The organism is Acinetobacter sp. F16 (assembly GCF_052712855.1).
On record NZ_JBRATK010000018.1, the window covers coordinates 19,176 to 38,366 of the forward strand.

The window sequence follows — 19,191 nt, forward strand, 5'->3', positions numbered from 1 at the left end:
TTGTTAAAAATCTGCAAATTAAACCCGCATTGGCATGACAACATAGGTTTGATCTTGCTGTGCTGGGTCATGTACCAATACCGACTGGTTGGCTTCAGTCATGGTCATGTAGACATCATCGCCATCCAAAGCACCCAATACATCCAGTAAATATTGCGCATTGAACGACATTTCCATCGGTGAATCTGCATATTGAATGGCCAGATCCTCAATCGCTTCATCTTGCTCCGGGTTATTGGCGCGAAGCTGCAAAGAATCGCTACTAAAATTCAGGAACACACCGCGTAATTTTTCATTACTCAAAATCGCAACACGTTGCAGGGATTGCTTAAATACATCATGTGCAATCAATACGTTTTTATCGCCGCCACGTGGAATCACACGACGATAATCTGGGAATTTGCCATCAATTAGCTTGGTGGTGAACCGAACCGTGATATTGCCCTGTTCTTTGTCGCGGCTTGGTGTGCTAATGGTCACGTTCAATAATTCACGGCCAATCAGCAAAGATAACTGCTCATCTTCAATACTGAGCAGACGCTGTAATTCTGCTACTGCTTTACGTGGCACAATCGCTTGAATAGCCTGGGTTGCAGTTGAAGTTGCTGCTGTTTCACATAATGCTAAACGGTGACCATCAGTGGTGACTGCACGAAGCTGGTTTTGATCAATTTCAAGCAAGGTCCCGGTTAAATAAAAACGTACATCCTGCACCGCCATCGCAAAAGCAGTTTTTTCAAACAGGCGTTTTAACTCACGCTGAGTCACAGTCACTTGCGTACCTTGCGCATTTTCAGTACTCAGTAGCGGGTAGTCTTCAGCAGGCAAAGTACCCAATACAAAACGGCTATTACCCGATTTTAAAATACAGCGATCTTCAGTAATTTGCAGGTCAATCAAAGCTGCAGTCGGTAATGATTTACAGATGTCCATCAGCTTGCGTGCAGGCACAGTGGTTTCCCCTACTTGCAAACATGCACCTTCAGCCAAAGTGGTACTGGCAACCAGCTCCACTTCCAGATCGGAACCGGTAATGGTTAACGATTCGTTGCTGACTTGAATTTTAACATTAGACAGAATGTTTAAAGTATGGCGACGTTCAACCGCTCCTACGACATGTGACAGAACATTAAGTAAGCTTTCTTTCGCGATTTTCAAACGCACGGTACATTCCTCTAACTACTGAAGATAAATAATAAATAAATGTGTTTTTAGCAGTGTACTATGCGGCAGAATATGCCGCATTGCAAGAATAGAATTTGATCAAATTCGATCAACTTTGCAACAAACGTTGCAGGTTTTTATAGTCTTCATTAAAGATCGGATCTTGTTCACGCAGGCTTAACACTTTCTCGCAGGCATGCATCACGGTACTGTGATCACGACCGCCAAAAGCCATGCCAATTTCCGGGAAACTATCACCGGTCAATTCACGCGCAAGCCCCATCGCCAGCTGGCGTGGACGGGCATAAATACGGGTACGTTTAGGACCGACAATTTCTTTGAGCGGAATACGGAAATATTCACTGACCACACGCTGGATATTTTCAGTACTGATGGTTCGGGCACGAATCGCCAGCACATCTTTTAATGACTCACGCACTACATCCAGATCAATCGGGGTACCTTTAAAACGTGAAATAGCCACGACTTTATTGAGCGCACCTTCAAGTTCACGCACATTGGCCACGACCTGTTGTGCCACAAACAAAGCACAGTTACGCGGCAATTCCACTCCGATATTTTCCGCTTTTTTCAGCAGAATTTCGATACGAGTTTCAATATCCGGCGGTTCCACGCCCACCGACAAGCCCCAAGAAAAACGTGAAACCAGACGTGCATCCAGTTCGGTTAATTCTTTAGGATAACGATCCGAAGTTAAAATGATCTGCTTCGACTCATCCAGCAAGGCATTAAACGTATAGAAAAACTCTACCAGACTGGCTTCTTTTCCGGCCAGCAAATGAATATCATCGACCAGCAACAAATCCAGCGAGCGGCAATTTTTCTTGAATTCTTCTACTTTGCCTTGTTGCAATGAGCTGACAAAATCTTGCACAAAACTTTCCGCAGTCATATACATCACGCGCGCATTGGGTTTGGCTTGCAATAAAGCGTTCCCCACCGCTTGCATTAAATGCGTTTTACCCAGACCTGTCGGACCATACAAAAATAAAGGGTTATGTTGCGAAGCGCCCAGTTGGGTTAAAACTTTACGACAGGTTTCCGCTGCCATCTGGTTGGAGCGGCCTTCAACAAATAACGAAAAAGTAAATAAGGGGTTCAATAAACGCTTGCGGCTATTTTTAGCCGGCGTGTCTTCTTTTTCTTTTCGCGGTCGAGCCACCGGTGTAGCAACCGCTTGCAAGGCAGCAGTCGTGGTTGCCGGTTGTTCATGGGCAGACAGAATGGCACCAGGACGGGAATCCACCAGAATTTCAACTTTGCGCACCCGGCCTTCGGACATTTGCTCTGCCAGAATCGTGATCAGCTCAAGATGATGTTCCTGAATATAACGTGTCCAATACGGATTGGGTGCATAAAGTTTTAATGTGTCGTTAAGCTCTTCAGCAACCAAAGGGCGAATCCACATTGTAAAGACATTACCCGAAAGCTCTTGTCGCAAACGAGTTAAACAGTCAGTCCAAAGCATGTGAAACCCCTATTTATTCCATTAGTTATAAAAAATCATTTTTGAGCCCGACCAAGCGGGTCGCCATTCTATCGAAGTTATCCACATCTGTCATGGCAAAATTAAAGAAATATCACTCAAAAAAGCAAATTTCAGATTAAATTTAAATTTAAACCCGCATGTGGATAAGATTATCCGCAAGCTGTGGATAAAATATATCACAAAGTTATCCACAATTTAATAAACTTATAAAAACATGGATATCCACAAGCTAACTTCATGTTTATAAAAATTAAAAATAGCTTTTCCACAGAAAAATGGCTCCCTAATAGTAATAAATTTAAATTTATAAATTTGAATTTATTTATAAGAGCGTTGTTTGATGGGGATAACTTTAGATATTTTTAAATTTAAATTCAAAAATGAGAAAATAAATCTTATCAACACTAAGTTGTGGATAATCTTGTGAATATTTCTGTTTATAACTTATGTTGTATTATTAATCAATAACTTATATTGTGTGTAAAATTAAAACAATTTTTAATGTGATAAACAAACTTGATATTCTTCATTTTAAAAAAAAAGCCCTTATTTTGAAAGAAAGTTTGTTTTTGATTGACAGCTCACCGAATGACCACTAAAATCGCGAACCTTCATAGAAGATCATTTTTGGAGTTTCAATATGAAACGTACATTCCAACCATCAGAATTAAAGCGTAAGCGTGTTCATGGTTTCCGTGCTCGTATGGCTACTAAAGCTGGTCGTCAAGTATTAGCTCGTCGTCGTGCAAAAGGTCGTCATAGCTTAACTGTTTAATTAGTTAAGTTATTACGATTTTGGGTGTCATGACACTTTATGGCTTCAGCACAGACGTACGCATACGCTGTGCTGCCGATTATAAAAGTGTGTTTGATGGTGCGCTTTTTAAAGTGCATCAACCCCATTTCTTATTTTTGGCAAAAAATTCCGAACAGCCTTCAAGCCGTTTGGGTATTGTTGTTGCCAAGAAAAAAGTGCGTCGTGCACATGAAAGAAATAGAGTAAAACGTCTTGCTCGCGAAAGTTTTCGCCTGCATCAGCAGCAATTAGATTTATTAGATATTGTGGTCATGCCTAAAGTCGGCATTGAAGCAATCCCTAATGCAGAATTGCAACAGCAATTACAATTTGCTTGGCAGAAATTGCAACGCCTTGCCAATAAGCATAAAAAGATAGCTCCCTCCCCACAAAAGTAGAGAAGGCCAATGGTACGTTTACTGCATTGGTTGATTCGATTCTATCAAATCGCGATTAGTCCTTTATTGGGACCCCGTTGTCGTTATATTCCAACATGTTCTCAATATTCTTTAGAAGCAGTCCATCGTTATGGTGCTGTGCGTGGTGCGTGGTTAGCTACTCAACGTATTTGTCGTTGTCATCCTTGGGGTGGTTCAGGGTATGACCCTGTTCCGCCAAAAGCAATTCGTTTTATTTCATTTCAGCAAATGGATTCTCAAACGCTTCACGTTGCTGTACCCTTTCGTGATCGTTTATTGAACCGAAATCACTCTAACTACTTGGGATAAAAGATATGCAACAATGGGCCAGGTTTGCAATTCTAGGGGCTATGTTTGTCGTCGCATATTTGCTTATTTTGGCTTGGCAAAAAGATTATGGTCATGCAGAGACTAAACCGCAGCAAGACGCTGCCGTGGTTTCGCATGAAGTATCTGCAGATTTGCCAAATGCTCAAACAGCTCCAGCAGCGTCTGACGTGCCTCAAGCAAATATTGCCACTCAGCAAACTACAACAGATGTCACTGCACCTGTAAGTCAACAGCTTATTTCAGTACAAACTGACCTTTATCATCTTTGGATTAATCCTAAAGGTGGTGACATTGTTCGTATTGAATTATTGAACCATGATAAAAATAAAGACAGTGATGAACCGTTTGTCATGCTGGAAAGCGATGAAAAACGTACTTATGTTGCTCAGTCTGGCTTGATTGGTTTAAATGGACCGGACAGTAACCGTAATGGTCGTCCGGTTTATGAAGTTGAAAAAGCAGCGTATAGCTTGGCTGATGCAAAAGCTGAACAAAGCAAAGATGGCAAAGCGGTTAAAGTTTTATCGGTGCCAATGGTTTATAAAACCGCTGATGGTGTAGAAATCATCAAAACCTTTACCTTTAAGCAAGGTGAATACCCGATTGTTGTCAACCACAAGGTTGTGAACCGTAGTGCTCAGAACTGGCAAGGTCAAATGTTTGGTCAAATCAAACGTGACAACTCGGATGATCCGGGTAAATCTGACCAGGGCATTTTCACACTGGGTACATTCCTGGGTGGTGCTTGGGGTACACCGGATGAGCATTACAACAAGCTTAAATTTGACAACTTCAATGAAGAAAAATTGAATGTGGAAGCCAAAGGCGGCTGGGTTGGGGTTGTGCAGCACTATTTCGTCAGTGCCTGGATTCCAGGTGATCTTAAACTCACTCAAGCCAATGGTCAGCCGTATAGTGCCAAACTAGAATCGCGTCAATCGACAGACAACATGAATATTATCGGTTTTACCTCACCGATGATCAATGTTCCTGCCGGTACTGCAGCTGAGCTGGATGCAACCTTCTATTCAGGTCCTAAAATTCAGTCTGAACTGAAAGACCTGGCGATCGGTTTAAACCAAACTGTGGATTATGGCTGGTTGTGGCCAATCGCGAAATTATTGTTCCTTGGTCTGCAATTCTTCCATAACATTGTCGGCAACTGGGGCTGGTCAATTATCTTGTTGACTGTACTTGTTAAACTGATTCTTTGGCCATTATCTGCTAAGAGCTACCGCTCTATGGCGAAAATGCGTGTGATTGCACCTGAAATGCAACGCATGAAAGAAGAGTTTGGCGAAGACCGCATGCGTTTCTCGCAAGAAATGATGGCGCTGTATAAACGTGAACAAGTCAACCCATTATCAGGTTGCTTGCCACTGCTTTTACAAATGCCGATTTTCTTGGCCTTGTACTGGGTATTGATGGAGTCTGTAGAGCTTCGTCATGCACCTTGGTTAGGCTGGATTCAAGATTTATCTGCAATGGATCCATGGTTTATCCTGCCGTTATTGATGGGTTTGACCATGTTTATCCAGCAGTCTTTAAATCCGCAACCGGCTGATCCGATGCAGGCGAAAGTCTTCAAGATCATGCCGATTATCTTCACCGTATTTATGTTGTTCTTCCCTGCGGGCTTGGTAATGTACTGGATTGTGAATAACAGTATTACCATCTTGCAGCAAAGTTTGATCAACAAAGGTGTGGCGAAAGAACGCGAAAAACGCGAAGTTGTTTAAGTAACGACTGATTGCGAATAGCTGAATAAATCCGCTTAAGATGGTAATCTTAGGCGGATTTTTATTTGGCTGTGATTTGGGATTTTTTAGGTGAATTTTATGCAAAACCGAACAACGATTGCTGCAATTGCAACTCCGCCCGGACGTGGTGGTGTGGGGGTGATTCGTCTGTCAGGTCCAAAATCCTATGCCATTGCAGAAGCTTTGACGCAAAAAACTCTGCCGAAAGCCCGTTTTGCCGGTTTCCGCCAGTTCTACGATGCCGTAGGCGAAGTCATGGATGAGGGCTTGGCCATCTGCTTTCCCAACCCCAACTCCTTTACCGGTGAAGATGTGGTGGAACTGCAAGGGCATGGCGGTCCGGTGATTCAAAATGCTTTGCTGGGCCGTTTACTGGAACTGGGCGCAATTGCTGCCAAAGCCGGTGAATTTTCCATGCGTGCCTTTGAAAATGGCAAGCTGGATTTGGTGCAGGCAGAAGCGATTGCTGACCTGATTGATGCCACTTCACAAGCGGCAGCACGTTCAGCGGTACGTTCACTGCAAGGTGCTTTCTCGACCCGAGTCAATACCGTATTAGAGAAACTGATTCACCTGCGCTTACATGTGGAAGCAGCGATTGATTTTCCGGAAGAAGAAATCGACTTTTTGGCCGATGGCAAAATTTTGGCCTTGCTTGAAGATGTGCAAGGTTCAGTGACTGCGGTACAAAAATCTGCACGTCAAGGCCAGTTGCTGCGTGAAGGTTTGCAGGTGGTGATTGCCGGTAAACCAAATGCAGGTAAATCCTCACTACTCAATACCTTGGCCGGAAATGAACGTGCCATTGTGACCGATATTGCCGGTACCACCCGTGATGTGTTGCATGAAAAAATCACCTTAAATGGCTTGCCGATCACCCTGACCGATACGGCAGGCCTGCGTGAAACCGGTGATATTGTCGAGAAAGAAGGTATCCGCCGTGCCATTAAAGAAATTGAACAAGCCGATTTGTTGCTGTTGGTTTATGACTTAAGCCAAGGTGAAGATCCTTTGCAACTGGCACAAAACTATTTTGCCGAGCATCTGGAACCACGTCGTCTAATGCTGATTGCCAACAAGTGTGATTTAACCGGTACTGCGGCTGAAATTGGCGATTATCAGGGCTTCCGTCATATTACGGTGTCTGCCAAGCAGGAAACGGGTGTTCAGTCGCTTATAGATGCGATTACAGCGCATGCAGGCTTCCAGCCAGAAGAAGACACGTTTATTGCGCGTACCCGCCATTTAGACGCAATGAAACGCACTCAAGTGTACCTTGCAGAAGCGCATGAGCAGTTGGTGGTGTATCAGGCGGGTGAACTGGTGGCGGAGTCTTTGCGTCTGGCCCAAAATGCCTTGGCTGAGATTACCGGTGAATTTAGTGCAGATGATTTGTTAGGTAAGATCTTCGGATCATTCTGTATTGGAAAGTAATTGAGTAAATTAAAAAAACCGCCTTTATGTGAAGGTGGTTTTTTTATGATGAAATTTTCTTATACCAAAATATCAGCGCAAGACAGATTAAACCAACCCCTAGGCAGAATCCTAAAACACCCGTGGTTAAACCAAAATGATCGGCTAAATACCCCACCGCAATAATCGGCACAATCGTGCCCAAGTAACCAATAAATAAATAGGTCGACATCACCGCTGCGCGGTTATCCGTGGTGGTCATCTGGTGAATTAAACCGAATGCACCCAACAAGCCCAGCCCATGACCTACACCGACCAAAATATCGCTGATAAAGAACAGAATACTCCATTGCATGCTCATGCATAAGCCCAGTAAGACAAAGCTCACGACTAAGGTGATCAGCCCTAAAATCAGACTTTTAGCTGGAAGCAGACTTTTGGCAGAAAATTGTACGACAGCAGAAACCAGTAAAATGCTGGCAATGGCCGAACCGCTAACCAAAGGTCCATGCCATGGAATCAGGTCTTTCACAAAAGAGGGTGAAAGCGATGCAAATAAGCTAAAGGCTCCAAAAGCACTAAATGCTGTCAAACCGGCAATAAAAAATAAGGAATGATGCTGGGGGGCTGGTATTTCCAGACGTGGGGCGACTGAAAAAGGCTGGACTTTGAATTGGGGAACTTTAACCAGAAATAAACCCAAAAAGCATACAATCGCAGCGGCAATAACCGGTAAATAGGGCGTAACTAAGGGTTGGCTGGAGAACTGGGCAATCAGCCCGCCAATAAACGGTCCCAGGCCAAAACCAATCACGGTAATGATGGAACTTAATTGCGGTGCATTTTGTTTATGACTGTCTGGAATGGTGGTGATTAAGCCCAGCATCGCAGAGGTGCTGATCAGTCCAGATGCAATCCCGATAATAAAGCGGCCCAAAGCCAGCCAAAGCGCATTTGATGCAATCGATGAGAGGGCTAAGCCCAGGATCACAAACACGATCCCGATTTGTAAGGTGGGTCGGAATCCAAAACTGTTGCTGCTTCGACCCAGAAATAACAAGGTTGCCAGACAGCCAAACATATAAGCCACAAAGATATAGGTAATATGGCTCGGCAGTAGATGCCACAGTTGTTGATAGATCGGATATAAAGGACTCGCGAGCGCGGTGCCAATGGTTCCAATACACAGTGCCAGGCTGACCATTAAAAACGGTCGCCATGATTGTTGAGTCGTCATGTAGGGCCACAGAAACACCCGCCATAGGGTTGAAAATGGCGAATATTTGGAGAAAAAAAGAGCTTTAGATTAATTGTTATTTATCTAAGACGTCAATTTATAAGATGTAAACCATTTAACCATAACGCTTTAATAATTTTAAAAATTCAGCAAGTTCTTGTTCATTAATTTTAGTTTGTTCACCTATCACGTGATGACGCAAATGTGATTCAATCAATTCATTCATCAGACCATTCACGGCGCCTTTAATCGCAGCGACTTGCTGTAATAGCATAATGCATGAATGCTCAGGGCTGTTTAAGGCTTGCTCGACGGCATTAATTTGCCCTTGTAAGCGTTTGACTCGATTTTGAATTTTCTTATCCTGATGTAAATGGCTCAACACAACACTCCAAAAATAAATATACTATGGGGGAGTATATTTAAACACTAAGATTATGCAAAAAGCCCCATTGACCAGAATACACGCTCATCAGTTTGATGAAGGTAATCCCCTCGCCCAAAAACGAATTCTATTGGCGACTATTCTAACGGCAGTGATGATGCTATTAGAAGTGATGGGTGGTTGGATTTACAACTCTATGGCCTTGCTTGCCGATGGCTGGCACATGAGTTCGCATATGCTGGCCTTGGGACTGGCTTATTTTGCCTATCGTTCTGCGCGCCATTATGCACATGATGCCCGATTCAGTTTTGGTACCTGGAAAATTGAAATTTTAGCCGGATATAGCAGCGCGATCTTGTTGATGGTGGTGGCGATCTTTATGGCCTTCCAGTCAATAGAACGACTCATAAATCCCATCGATATTCATTATAACCAGGCCATTCCGATTGCAATTTTGGGCCTGGTGATTAATTTAATCTGTGCGTGGTTACTGTATGATGACCATCACCATCACCATCACCATCATGAACATACTCATGAACATCACGACTTAAACCAGAAAGCGGCATTTATGCATGTGGTGGCAGATGCAGTAACTTCAGTATTTGCGATTATTGCGCTGTTTGCTGCAAAGTATCTGGATTGGGGCTTTCTGGATGCAGTACTCGGAATTGCAGGTTCAATTCTGGTGGCAAAATGGGCCATTGGACTGATCAAAGAAACTGGGAAAACTCTACTCGATGCGGAAATGGATCATCCCGTGGTTGAGGAAATTCGGGAGGTAATTGCTGAGTTTTCTATGGTAGAAATCACTGACCTGCATGTCTGGAAAGTGGGAAAAGGAAAGTTTTCTTGCATTTTGGCCTTAGCAACCGATTCCAACTTAAATGCCGACCAAGTTCGTGAGGCACTTTCTATTCATGACGAAATTGTGCATGTGTCGGTAGAAATCAATCCGCTGTAAATCAGGTCAATGTTCCACGTGAAACCTTGGTGATGAAATGTGTGTGCTTTCAGTAAGGACTGCTAAAAAAACTGAATCTGTACTTAGATTTTAAGTAGAATCGCGTTGAACGATTGGAATTTATGAGCACAACAACATGATTAAAAAAACATTGGCATTCGCCTTGGTCAGTTTTATTTCAAGCTTAAGTTTGGCGAATGTTGATACGGTCAAAAGCAACCTCAGCAAACAGCACCCAAAATTGAACATTGAAAATATTCAAGCTACCGATATGAAAGGCATTTATAGCGGTTCAATGGATGGTCAGGTGGTGTATTTAGGTGAAGATGCGCAACATATTCTGGTGGGTTCAATGTACCGTTTAAGTGATCAGAAAAATTTGACCCAAGATTTAGTGCTTAAACAAAACAGTATTGACTGGAAAAAGCTGCCTTTACAGGATGCGGTGAAAAGTGTACGAGGTAATGGTAAACGCCAGATCGCGATTTTTTCTGATCCAAATTGCCCGTATTGCAAACAGCTTGAGGCTGAATTAAGCAAGTTGAATGATGTCACGATTTATACCTTTATCTATCCCATCAAAACCCAGTCTATTGCTGTGTCAAAGCAAGTATTCTGTGAAAAAGATCCGGCCTTGGCTTGGTCAAATTTGATCAGTAAAGGGATTCAACCCAGTTCTAAAAAAACCTGTGCCAATCCGGTTGAGCGTAACTTGAGTTTAGGAAAATCATTGGGTTTAACTGGAACACCCGCCATTATTTTCTCTAACGGTTTTAAAGTGATGGGGTCTCACCCTGCTCAGGAAATAGAACAAATGTGGAAAGAGTTGGGTTTATAACCGATTTATGGTCTGATTCATCAAACCATAAAAAAGCACCTTTTTAGGTGCTTTTTTATGAGTAAAAGTAATGCTTCGCGGATTCAAATACCAAGTGCGACACATTTGTAGTTAGTTGAAAAAGTTAGGTGTATTAGAATCATTAGACTTTTTCAACTCGCAATTGGAAAGCACACAATGAAGCAATACACCCAACTTTCTCAAGAAGAAAGATACGAAATTTATGCTGCTTTGAAAAGTAAATCTTCAATCTCCACCCTTGCCAGGGAGCTTGGACGTTCCCGATCAACCATTTATCGTGAGATCAAAAGGAATACAGGACAACGTGGTTATCGGGCTAAACAGGCTGAGCATCTCTCAAGCCAACGACGCTACCACTGTTTATCTCAGATGAATGACTTTGCTATATCTTACATCCGTTATCTGATTACTCTGGATTGGTCTCCTGAACAGATTGCCGGGGCTTTAAAGCATCGGGGGTGGCTCAATGTTCCATCGCATGAATGGATCTATCAGTACATTTACCAGAATAAAGCGAAGGGTGGAGATCTGCATCGGCATTTAAGACATCAGAAAAAATATCGCAAACGAGGCTATAAAAACACAGATCGTAGAGGTCAACTTGTTGATAGAACAAGTATTCATTGTCGCGATGAGGTCATCGAGAAACGTCAACGCCTAGGTGATTTTGAAGGTGATACTGTAATAGGCAAGAATCATAAGGGAGCATTATTAATCCTGGTTGAACGCAAGAGTCTGTATGTACATATCGTTCATTTGGGGCAAACGAGAACCACAGCTAAAACGATCTCGTGTGCTTTAGCATGTTTGCGTAGTAGTCATGCTTATAGTGTGACCTTTGATAATGGCAAGGAATTCTCAGAGCATAGGCGGATAACGGACGCAGGCATAGAGACTTACTTTGCAGATGCGTACAAGTCTATTCAACGAGCCAGAAATGAAAATACGAATGGTCTGATCAGACAATATCTGCCAAAATCCTCATCGTTTGATCATGTTTCAAAAGAGCGGATAGAACAGATAGAGACTGCTCTAAATAATCGTCCTAGAAAGACACTGGGCTGGTATACACCCAGTGATATTATGGCTAGTTTTTATACTGTTGCACTTGCCGCTTGAATCCGCCCTTTAAAATCGAGGCTTAAACGCGTGATTTTTTGCTGACCATGTTATAGATGAATAAAACAATAAGGGCACCGATCACCGACGCAATAAAACCTGCTGCAGAATTTTCATCGTAAAGACCGAGTAGACGTCCACCATAGGTTGCCAATAACGAACCTGCGATACCCAATAAAGTGGTCATAATAAACCCTGCTTTATCATTTCCCGGATGAATAGCACGTGCAATTAAACCTGCAATAAAACCGACCACGATTGCAACTATAAGTGTCCACATATGACTTCTCCATTTATCGTTTGTTTATATCTTTCATTAAGCTTTCATTTTTATAATTAATCATTTATGTGAATGTAAACAGTTGAGTCCTGCTAAGAACTGTTGGTTTTTTGTTGAAGCATATATCTGAGATGTAAAAAAAGTGGCCAGTGGCCACTTTAAATATTCAGTCTTTATTTTAAAGGCCAATTTCACCAATAAACGGAATATGGCGATATTTTTGATCATAGTCCAAGCCATAACCGACAATAAAACGATCTTCCACTTCAAAGCCCAAAAACTTCACTTCAAGTTCAATTTCACGGCGTGAAGGTTTGCTAATTAAAGTACACAGTTCAATTGAATTCGGATTACGCGTGGTTAAAATTTCCAGCACTTTGCTGAGGGTATTGCCTGAGTCAATAATATCTTCAACAATCAGTACATCTTTACCGCGAATTTCGCCGTCCAGGTCTTTTAAAATTTTGACATCACGCGTTGAAACCGTACCGCCACCGTAACTTGATACCGTCATAAAGTCGAGTTCATGTGGTTTGGTAATTGCACGACATAAATCAGCCATAAAAATGACTGAACCACGCAGTAAACCAATCAGAACAAGTTCTTTGTCACTATTGGCATAGTGAGCATCAATTTTTGCACCAAGCTCTTTGACTTTCGCGTGAATTTCTTCAGCTGAGATCATTACGCTCATATGAACGGTCATGGGTAGATACCTAAAAGCAAATCAAAAAATAAAAAAGGTGTTGACCAGCAACACCTCAAAAGACCTTTTAATTTTAATACATCTGCTCAAGAGATGCATCTTTTTTGCGGCTGAAAATGTAATCAAGCCTTGGTTTTCGGGGTATCACGCTTAAGTAATACAGCGCAAGCCACGCCTATTCCAACCACCACCAACATCTTTTTATAAGACATTTTTGTCGTCTTATGCTTTGACATAGGCCGGTTCTCCATAAATATAAGTCGCCTGGATATTACGGTCATCGCCCATGGTCATGAGGGCAAATAACGCATCTTCAATGCCTTTGGCACGTTCCTGACGCAGTGCCTGAAGAGCGGTGGCTTTTAAATCGAGCACAATAAAATCGGCTTCTTTACCCAGGTTAAAGTTACCCAGTTTATCGTGCAGATCCAAGGCTTTGGCTCCACCCAAGGTCGCATGATACAGCGACTCAAATGCAGAGAGTTTATCGCCTTGAAGCTGTTGCACTTTGTAGGCTTCATTTAAGGTTTGCAGCTGGTTAAATGAAGTGCCGGCACCAATATCTGTACCTAAACCAACTTTGACCTGTTTTTCCCAGGTTTTTTTCAAAGGAAATAAACCACTGCCCAGGAACAGATTGGAAGTAGGGCAAAAGGCAATCGCCGAGTTAGTTTCGTGCATACAGTCCCATTCGGCATCTTCCAAATGCACGCAGTGCGCAAAGACCGAACGCTGCCCCGTCAATCCATAATGGTGATACACATCCAGATAGCTTTGTTGTTCTGGAAATAGTTCTTTCACCCAGGCAATTTCATTCTTGTTTTCACTTAAATGGGTGTGTACATAAACTTCAGGATATTCCGCTTTTAACTGCCCCGCTTTGGCAAGTTGGTCGGGTGTAGACGTCGGCGCAAAACGTGGGGTAATCGCATACAGGTTACGACCTTTACCATGCCATTTTTCAATTAGTGCTTTAGAATCATGATAAGAACTTTCTGCTGTATCGCACAGACCTTCAGGGGCATGACGGTCCATCATTACCTTGCCGGCAATTAAGCGCATTTGATGCTGTTGCGCCGCTTCAAATAATGCATTGACGGATTCAGCGTGTACGCTACAAAAAACCAAGGCTGTGGTGGTGCCGTTTTTCAATAATTCCTGAACAAAGAACTGCGCGATTTTGTCGGCATAGGCTTTGTCTTTAAATTGCAGTTCTGTAGGGAAAGTATAGGTGTCGAGCCATTCCAATAACTGTTCACCATAGGCACCGACCATTTCAGTTTGTGGGAAATGGATATGGGTATCAATGAATCCCGGCACAATCAGCTGTTCAGGGTAATGCTCAAGCGGTGTATCTTGATTCAGTAAAATTTGCCCCTCTTGCCAGCTTCCGAACCAGGTGATTTTTCCAGCGCTGGTGATGAGTAAGCCATCTTCAATATAACGGATGGCTTGAGGGATATCGGCAGCCTGGGAAACGCTGTGCTGAATATCAAGAAAGCACCCACGAACGGCGCGTTGAGCCTGAATAGGAGACATGCAATAACCTTTTAATTTCTCATTTTTTCGGTTGATTGTACCTGAAATTTTTAGCTTAAACCCTATCGTATCCGTTTTAATGCCTGCCCTATTCTATAAATTAAGCAGGATATTGAGCGTTTAAAAAAGCAGCCCTAAATAAAATATCCGGCATAAAAAAGCCTTCCATTTATACGATGGAAGGCTGGATCATTTTACTTAAAAATTACAGTTGCTGTTGCTGCTTGTTATAGCGAATCGATAACCAGGCGGTAATGGCCAGTACAATCACAATAAAGCCGAGTGAGATCCAGATTGGCATATGGAAGACATCGAGCATCAACATTTTAAAACCGATAAATAGCAAGATAATGCCTAAGCCATAAGGCAGATAATGCATTTTAGAGGCTGCACCTGCCATGAGGAAGAACATGGCACGTAAACCTAAAATTGCCATCAGGTTGGCGGTCAAGACAATGAAGGGATCAGTGGTAACTGCAAAAATAGCCGGAATGGAATCCACTGCGAAAATCACATCGGAAGCTTCAACTAAAATCAAAACCAGAAATAATGGCGTGGCCCAGAGCACACCATTTTGACGCACGAAGAAGTTATGCCCATCCAGATGCGAGGTAATACGGATATGTTTGCGTAACCATTTGAGTAAGGCCATATCTTCAATATTCGGATTTTCTTCATGACCTTTAAGAAACTTAAAGCCGGTATAGACCAGGAAGGCACCAAAAATATACAGAATCCAGGAGAATTCCTGAACAAACCATGCACCGATAAAAATAAAAATGGTACGTAATACAATAGCGCCCAGTACCCCATAGAGCAAAATTTTACGCTGCAAGGCCGGAGGAATGGCAAAGGCTGCAAAAATCATCAGCCAGACAAATACGTTATCAATCGCGAGAGATTTTTCTAACAGATAACCCGCAAAGTATTCCATGGTTTTTTGATTGGCTAAGGCAATACCTGCCGTTTGCTGTAAATAAAGCCATAAACCGCCAGCGAACAGCATAGAAACACTGACCCAGGCAATGCTCCAATAGGCTGCTGACCTAATTTTAACGGGCTGGTCTTCTTTGTGTTTGAAGCCAATAAAGTCGATGATGAGCATGACTGCCACTATCGCAAAAAATGCCAGATACAACCCAGGGTTGCCGATGGATTCCATAAAAAATCTCCACACCCGACAACTGGTCATAAAAAAACCTTGACCTGTTGCCAGATGATTTAAACATCTGTGTCAACATGATCAAGGTCTTGCCTACATCTGAATATCAATATTTTGTAATTTCAGATGCTCAGATACCGACTTTTTGCAAAGTGTAATGACGATATTCTGACACGTCGGCTAGAATTGCTTCTAGGGACGCTTGGAGGAGGCTACTCCCCTTGTTCAACTCAATTTCGTTTTGGATCTAATCCAAATGTGGCTGAAGAATCGCATATTTATGTGAATTGTGCAAATTTTATCGAGTGATTTACACTTTAATAAAATCTTTACGTTGCACTAAAATGCATGCCAATACTGTACCCAAGACAGCAATCAAGCCCCCTACTAGGCCAATCTGACTTAAGCCATAACTTGCCGTGACCATTCCGCCCAATAATGCCCCGCCACCAATCCCGACATTATAAAGACCTGAATAAATTGCCATGGCGACATCGGTGGCATCCGATGCAAGGTTGAGGGTTTTGGCTTGCAGCGCCAGACTGAAGCAAATAATGCTCATGCCCCAAAACAAGCTCAGCACACTCAGACTGTTAAAACCCTGAGCCAGTGGCAGGAGTAGCAACATGGACATTGCCAATAAAGCGCTGCTTAAAGGAATCGCAATTTTGGGATATTGATTGCCAAACTTACCAAACAGATAGGAGCCAATAAAACCGGCGCCGCCGTAAATAAGCAACAAGGTCGTAGTTTGGCTAGAACTAAAATGGGCAATATTCAGGGCAAAGGGTTCGATATAACTATAAGCGGTAAATTGTGCCGTAATGATGATAACGGTTAAGGCAAACACGATCACCAGGCTCGGGCGTTTAAACAGCATGCCAATACTTTTAAGCGAACCCGAATTGACACTGGGCAGTCTAGGCAAGGTTTTTGCCAGTGTCAGACAGACGAGTGCAGCACCAATAGCAATTAAAGCAAAAGTATTACGCCAGCCATAGGCTTCACCAATCATGCGGCCGAATGGAATCCCCAATACCATCGCTAAAGCTGTGCCAGTCGCCAGTAAACCCAGCGCCTGAAATTCTTTACCTTTAGGTGCTACACGCACTGCTAAAGAGGCGGTAATAGACCAAAACAGCGCATGGGAAAATGCAATCCCGATCCGGCTGGCTAAAAGCACATTAAAGTTCCATGCGAAATAAGATAAGCCATGACTGAGAATAAATACGACAAATAAGGCAATCAATAAAAAACGCCGTTCGACATTACGCGTCATCAGCATCATCGGTAATGATATTGGCGCAACCACCCACGCATACAGGGTAATCATGATGCCGACATCAGTGGCGGCCATATTGAAACTGGCGCCAATGTCACTCAGCAGTGCTACAGGAATAAATTCGGTGGTATTAAAAATAAACGCCGCGAAGGCTAAAGTAATCACAGAGACCCATTGCCGCGTGGGATTGGGTGGAATTTCAGCAGATAAGGATGACATAGTCAGACGATTTGAAAAGTAGCGTTGAAGTTTAGGCTTAAAAGTTAAGCTTGTTAAGTTTAATCCTGGGTCTGAAAAGTGTGAAGCTGATATAGACCCAACAAAAAACTTAACAATATTGGGCTGGGATTTATGGCATGTTTATTCATATTCGCCTAAATGAGAGAATAAGAAATGTTAGAAATTAAGCACAAAGATGATGGTAAAAAAGGTGAATTTTATATTGGTGACAATGGACAGCATTTAGCTGAAATGGCATATACCTGGGCAGGTGAAAAGGTATTTATTATTGAGCATACCGATGTGGATGACACGCTGCGTGGACAAGGTATAGGCAATAAATTAGTTGAGCATGCTGTTGCCATGGCGCGAGAAAAAAATCTCAAAATCATTCCGCTCTGCCCTTTTGCTAAATCGGTTTTTGATAAAGATTCATCTATTCACGATGTGTTGAAATAAGTTATTTTTAAAGTATTCTGATTTTAGTCAAATCAAAAAAGTGAGGGATAGCGATGCAGTTTCAACATGATGATAACGGCCAAAAAGGCGAGTTTTTTACTTTGAATGATTCAGGCAAACGTATTGCAGAAATCAGTTATGTCTGGACAGGTGAGCATAAAATTATCGCCAATCATACCTGGGTCGATGATGCTTTGCGCGGACATGGAGTCGCGCGCCAGTTACTGGATGTTTTAGTGGAATTTGCACGTCAAAAACAATTGAAAATTGTCCCGACCTGTTCTTATGTCGATGTCATGTTTAGACGCGATAAAAGTTTTGCAGATGTTGTGGCTTAAATTTTTCGTGATTTAATGGGCTGTGATTTAAAAAGCCCAAAGACTTGGGCTTTTATCATTTAGGGCTTTTTCTTTTTTAGCCCATTAAGCCAGATCAATAATCACCTTCATGGCATTCTCGTCTGCAGCATGTTTAAACACATCATAGGCTTTCTCAAATTCCGAAAATTTAAAGTGATGGCTGGCCAAGCGTTCCAGAGGCAGTTTTCCGGAACAGCAGGTTTTCAGCAACATGCCTGTGGTATTGGTATTGACCAGACCGGTGGTGATGGTCAGGTTCTTAATCCAGAGCTTTTGCAGTTCAAAATTAACCGGCTTGCCATGCACACCGACATTGGCGATATGACCACCTTCTTTGACCACGTTCTGGCAAATATTCCATGTCGGCTCTGCACCCACCGCTTCTATCGCACAATCGACCCCGCGCCCATCGGTAATCTCTAGAATACGTGCGATTGCATCTTCCTTGCCGGAATTAATGGTATGCGTTGCACCTAGTTCTTTGGCAAGTGCGAGGCGGTTATCATCCATATCCACCGCAATAATTTGCGCAGGTGAATAGAATTGTGAAGTCAGTAAGCAGCCCATCCCGATTGGTCCTGTTCCCACAATTGCAATACTATCCCCCGGTTTGACATCGCCATAGCGCACGCCAATTTCATGCGAAGTCGGTAAGACATCGGATAAAAATACTGCGACATCTTCATTTAAACCTTCGGGTAATGGATAAAGCGAGGTATCGGCAAAAGGCGTGCGTACATATTCTGCGTGGGTACCATCAATCATGTAACCCATAATCCAGCCCCCTCCGTTACGGCAGTGCGCATAGAGTTGTTTCTGACAGTTTTCACAGGTCCCACAGCGGCTGACACAGGAAATAATCACCCGATCGCCTTTTTTAACGTTCTTGACGCCCGAACCGACTTCTTCAACAATCCCAATACCTTCATGACCTAAAATACGGCCATCAAATTTACCGGTGTTCTTGGTGGCCTCGTCCTGAATTTCGGGATTTTTACCTTTCCAGATACCTAAATCTGTACCGCAAATGGTGGTTTTGGTGACTCGGATAACTGCATCGGTGGGATCAATAATCTGGGGAATGGGACGGTCTTCAAAACGGATATCATTTTCGCCGTAGTAGACCATGGCTTTCATTGTTGTCATCAGCGTATTCCTTTTCTATTCCCTCTCTTGCATGCTGTGGAGTCAATTTCCTCTTTAAAAAATTTAAGCAAAAACATTTAAAT

At 42.8% G+C, this 19,191-nt stretch carries 19 protein-coding genes and 1 pseudogene; 10 read left to right on the forward strand and 10 right to left on the reverse strand.

Features of this window, described 5'->3' with window-relative positions; all coding sequences use genetic code 11:
- Positions 1-18 precede the first annotated feature (18 nt).
- Together dnaN and dnaA are read right to left on the reverse strand one after the other, a co-directional pair.
- The gene (gene dnaN, locus ACU0NF_RS10660; RefSeq protein WP_370984458.1) at positions 19-1,164 is read right to left on the reverse strand and encodes a DNA polymerase III subunit beta; all 1,146 of its coding nucleotides are present in this window, start codon (positions 1,162-1,164) and stop codon (positions 19-21) included.
- 109 nt (positions 1,165-1,273) lie between these two features.
- Entirely contained in the window at positions 1,274-2,653 is a 1,380-nt protein-coding gene (dnaA, locus tag ACU0NF_RS10665; RefSeq protein WP_284067555.1) for a chromosomal replication initiator protein DnaA, read from the reverse strand.
- Between the two features lie 661 nt (positions 2,654-3,314).
- On the opposite strand from dnaA, the gene rpmH reads away from it, so the two are divergent.
- The 5 genes from rpmH to mnmE all read left to right on the forward strand — a co-directional run bounded on the left by rpmH (position 3,315) and on the right by mnmE (position 7,413).
- Positions 3,315-3,449 carry a 50S ribosomal protein L34 gene (rpmH, locus tag ACU0NF_RS10670; protein ID WP_000831329.1) on the forward strand — a complete coding sequence of 45 codons (135 nt, stop codon included), beginning with the start codon at positions 3,315-3,317 and terminating at the stop codon, positions 3,447-3,449.
- 29 nt (positions 3,450-3,478) lie between these two features.
- Entirely contained in the window at positions 3,479-3,868 is a 390-nt protein-coding gene (rnpA, locus tag ACU0NF_RS10675) for a ribonuclease P protein component (protein ID WP_004650901.1), read from the forward strand.
- A 9-nt stretch (positions 3,869-3,877) separates the two neighbouring features.
- Positions 3,878-4,198: a membrane protein insertion efficiency factor YidD gene (yidD, locus tag ACU0NF_RS10680; RefSeq protein WP_131269283.1), complete on the forward strand. Its 321-nt coding sequence runs from the start codon at positions 3,878-3,880 to the stop codon at positions 4,196-4,198.
- A gap of 5 nt (positions 4,199-4,203) precedes the next feature.
- Positions 4,204-5,958, forward strand: coding sequence for a membrane protein insertase YidC (gene yidC / locus ACU0NF_RS10685; protein WP_445661108.1), 1,755 nt, complete (start codon positions 4,204-4,206; stop codon positions 5,956-5,958).
- A gap of 99 nt (positions 5,959-6,057) precedes the next feature.
- Positions 6,058-7,413: a tRNA uridine-5-carboxymethylaminomethyl(34) synthesis GTPase MnmE gene (mnmE, locus tag ACU0NF_RS10690; RefSeq protein ID WP_445661109.1), complete on the forward strand. Its 1,356-nt coding sequence runs from the start codon at positions 6,058-6,060 to the stop codon at positions 7,411-7,413.
- Positions 7,414-7,456: 43 nt separating this feature from the next.
- On the opposite strand, the gene ACU0NF_RS10695 is transcribed toward mnmE, so the two are convergent.
- Both ACU0NF_RS10695 and ACU0NF_RS10700 read right to left on the reverse strand, forming a co-directional pair.
- Positions 7,457-8,629 (reverse strand): MFS transporter, encoded by a 1,173-nt coding sequence (locus tag ACU0NF_RS10695; RefSeq protein WP_445661110.1) that lies wholly within the window; start codon positions 8,627-8,629, stop codon positions 7,457-7,459.
- 115 nt (positions 8,630-8,744) lie between these two features.
- Positions 8,745-9,011 (reverse strand): metal/formaldehyde-sensitive transcriptional repressor, encoded by a 267-nt coding sequence (locus ACU0NF_RS10700; protein ID WP_445661111.1) that lies wholly within the window; start codon positions 9,009-9,011, stop codon positions 8,745-8,747.
- Between the two features lie 55 nt (positions 9,012-9,066).
- On the opposite strand from ACU0NF_RS10700, the pseudogene dmeF reads away from it, so the two are divergent.
- The 3 genes and pseudogenes from dmeF to ACU0NF_RS10715 all read left to right on the forward strand — a co-directional run bounded on the left by dmeF (position 9,067) and on the right by ACU0NF_RS10715 (position 11,956).
- Positions 9,067-10,034 (forward strand): annotated as a pseudogene (gene dmeF, locus ACU0NF_RS10705) (CDF family Co(II)/Ni(II) efflux transporter DmeF).
- A gap of 80 nt (positions 10,035-10,114) precedes the next feature.
- Positions 10,115-10,816 carry a DsbC family protein gene (locus ACU0NF_RS10710; RefSeq protein WP_171537534.1) on the forward strand — a complete coding sequence of 234 codons (702 nt, stop codon included), beginning with the start codon at positions 10,115-10,117 and terminating at the stop codon, positions 10,814-10,816.
- A gap of 177 nt (positions 10,817-10,993) precedes the next feature.
- Positions 10,994-11,956 carry an IS30 family transposase gene (locus ACU0NF_RS10715; protein ID WP_445661112.1) on the forward strand — a complete coding sequence of 321 codons (963 nt, stop codon included), beginning with the start codon at positions 10,994-10,996 and terminating at the stop codon, positions 11,954-11,956.
- A 22-nt stretch (positions 11,957-11,978) separates the two neighbouring features.
- Here the strand turns inward: ACU0NF_RS10715 and ACU0NF_RS10720 are convergent, their stop codons facing one another.
- From ACU0NF_RS10720 to ACU0NF_RS10740, 5 genes are all read right to left on the reverse strand, one after another.
- The gene (locus tag ACU0NF_RS10720) at positions 11,979-12,236 is read right to left on the reverse strand and encodes a GlsB/YeaQ/YmgE family stress response membrane protein (protein WP_131382740.1); all 258 of its coding nucleotides are present in this window, start codon (positions 12,234-12,236) and stop codon (positions 11,979-11,981) included.
- A 178-nt stretch (positions 12,237-12,414) separates the two neighbouring features.
- Complete coding sequence (gene hpt, locus ACU0NF_RS10725; RefSeq protein ID WP_445661113.1) at positions 12,415-12,942, reverse strand: hypoxanthine phosphoribosyltransferase; 528 nt, start codon at positions 12,940-12,942, stop codon at positions 12,415-12,417.
- Between the two features lie 222 nt (positions 12,943-13,164).
- Positions 13,165-14,481, reverse strand: coding sequence for a guanine deaminase (gene guaD / locus ACU0NF_RS10730; RefSeq protein WP_445661114.1), 1,317 nt, complete (start codon positions 14,479-14,481; stop codon positions 13,165-13,167).
- A 205-nt stretch (positions 14,482-14,686) separates the two neighbouring features.
- Positions 14,687-15,643 (reverse strand): TerC family protein, encoded by a 957-nt coding sequence (locus ACU0NF_RS10735; RefSeq protein WP_131269292.1) that lies wholly within the window; start codon positions 15,641-15,643, stop codon positions 14,687-14,689.
- Between the two features lie 310 nt (positions 15,644-15,953).
- Positions 15,954-17,144 (reverse strand): sugar transporter, encoded by a 1,191-nt coding sequence (locus ACU0NF_RS10740; RefSeq protein WP_131269293.1) that lies wholly within the window; start codon positions 17,142-17,144, stop codon positions 15,954-15,956.
- Between the two features lie 174 nt (positions 17,145-17,318).
- Here ACU0NF_RS10740 and ACU0NF_RS10745 point away from each other — a divergent pair, with 174 nt between their 5' ends.
- Both ACU0NF_RS10745 and ACU0NF_RS10750 read left to right on the forward strand, forming a co-directional pair.
- Positions 17,319-17,603 (forward strand): GNAT family N-acetyltransferase, encoded by a 285-nt coding sequence (locus ACU0NF_RS10745; protein WP_131269294.1) that lies wholly within the window; start codon positions 17,319-17,321, stop codon positions 17,601-17,603.
- 53 nt (positions 17,604-17,656) lie between these two features.
- Positions 17,657-17,941, forward strand: coding sequence for a GNAT family N-acetyltransferase (locus ACU0NF_RS10750; protein ID WP_445661115.1), 285 nt, complete (start codon positions 17,657-17,659; stop codon positions 17,939-17,941).
- A gap of 84 nt (positions 17,942-18,025) precedes the next feature.
- Here the strand turns inward: ACU0NF_RS10750 and ACU0NF_RS10755 are convergent, their stop codons facing one another.
- Positions 18,026-19,108 carry a zinc-dependent alcohol dehydrogenase family protein gene (locus ACU0NF_RS10755; RefSeq protein WP_445661116.1) on the reverse strand — a complete coding sequence of 361 codons (1,083 nt, stop codon included), beginning with the start codon at positions 19,106-19,108 and terminating at the stop codon, positions 18,026-18,028.
- Between the last annotated feature and the right edge of the window lie 83 nt (positions 19,109-19,191).

Bases quoted from the DNA above. Each gene is read 5' to 3' on its own strand.
- rpmH (WP_000831329.1), top strand. From the start codon at position 3,315: ATGAAACGTACATTCCAACCATCAGAATTAAAGCGTAAGCGTGTTCAT.
- ACU0NF_RS10715 (WP_445661112.1), top strand. From the start codon at position 10,994: ATGAAGCAATACACCCAACTTTCTCAAGAAGAAAGATACGAAATTTAT.
- ACU0NF_RS10710 (WP_171537534.1), top strand. From the start codon at position 10,115: ATGATTAAAAAAACATTGGCATTCGCCTTGGTCAGTTTTATTTCAAGC.
- dnaA (WP_284067555.1), bottom strand. From the start codon at position 2,653: ATGCTTTGGACTGACTGTTTAACTCGTTTGCGACAAGAGCTTTCGGGT.
- ACU0NF_RS10745 (WP_131269294.1), top strand. From the start codon at position 17,319: ATGTTAGAAATTAAGCACAAAGATGATGGTAAAAAAGGTGAATTTTAT.
- ACU0NF_RS10755 (WP_445661116.1), bottom strand. From the start codon at position 19,108: ATGACAACAATGAAAGCCATGGTCTACTACGGCGAAAATGATATCCGT.
- ACU0NF_RS10735 (WP_131269292.1), bottom strand. From the start codon at position 15,643: ATGGAATCCATCGGCAACCCTGGGTTGTATCTGGCATTTTTTGCGATA.
- ACU0NF_RS10740 (WP_131269293.1), bottom strand. From the start codon at position 17,144: ATGTCATCCTTATCTGCTGAAATTCCACCCAATCCCACGCGGCAATGG.
- yidD (WP_131269283.1), top strand. From the start codon at position 3,878: ATGGTACGTTTACTGCATTGGTTGATTCGATTCTATCAAATCGCGATT.
- hpt (WP_445661113.1), bottom strand. From the start codon at position 12,942: ATGACCGTTCATATGAGCGTAATGATCTCAGCTGAAGAAATTCACGCG.
- rnpA (WP_004650901.1), top strand. From the start codon at position 3,479: ATGACACTTTATGGCTTCAGCACAGACGTACGCATACGCTGTGCTGCC.
- guaD (WP_445661114.1), bottom strand. From the start codon at position 14,481: ATGTCTCCTATTCAGGCTCAACGCGCCGTTCGTGGGTGCTTTCTTGAT.
- ACU0NF_RS10720 (WP_131382740.1), bottom strand. From the start codon at position 12,236: ATGTGGACACTTATAGTTGCAATCGTGGTCGGTTTTATTGCAGGTTTA.
- ACU0NF_RS10695 (WP_445661110.1), bottom strand. From the start codon at position 8,629: ATGACGACTCAACAATCATGGCGACCGTTTTTAATGGTCAGCCTGGCA.
- yidC (WP_445661108.1), top strand. From the start codon at position 4,204: ATGCAACAATGGGCCAGGTTTGCAATTCTAGGGGCTATGTTTGTCGTC.
- ACU0NF_RS10750 (WP_445661115.1), top strand. From the start codon at position 17,657: ATGCAGTTTCAACATGATGATAACGGCCAAAAAGGCGAGTTTTTTACT.
- mnmE (WP_445661109.1), top strand. From the start codon at position 6,058: ATGCAAAACCGAACAACGATTGCTGCAATTGCAACTCCGCCCGGACGT.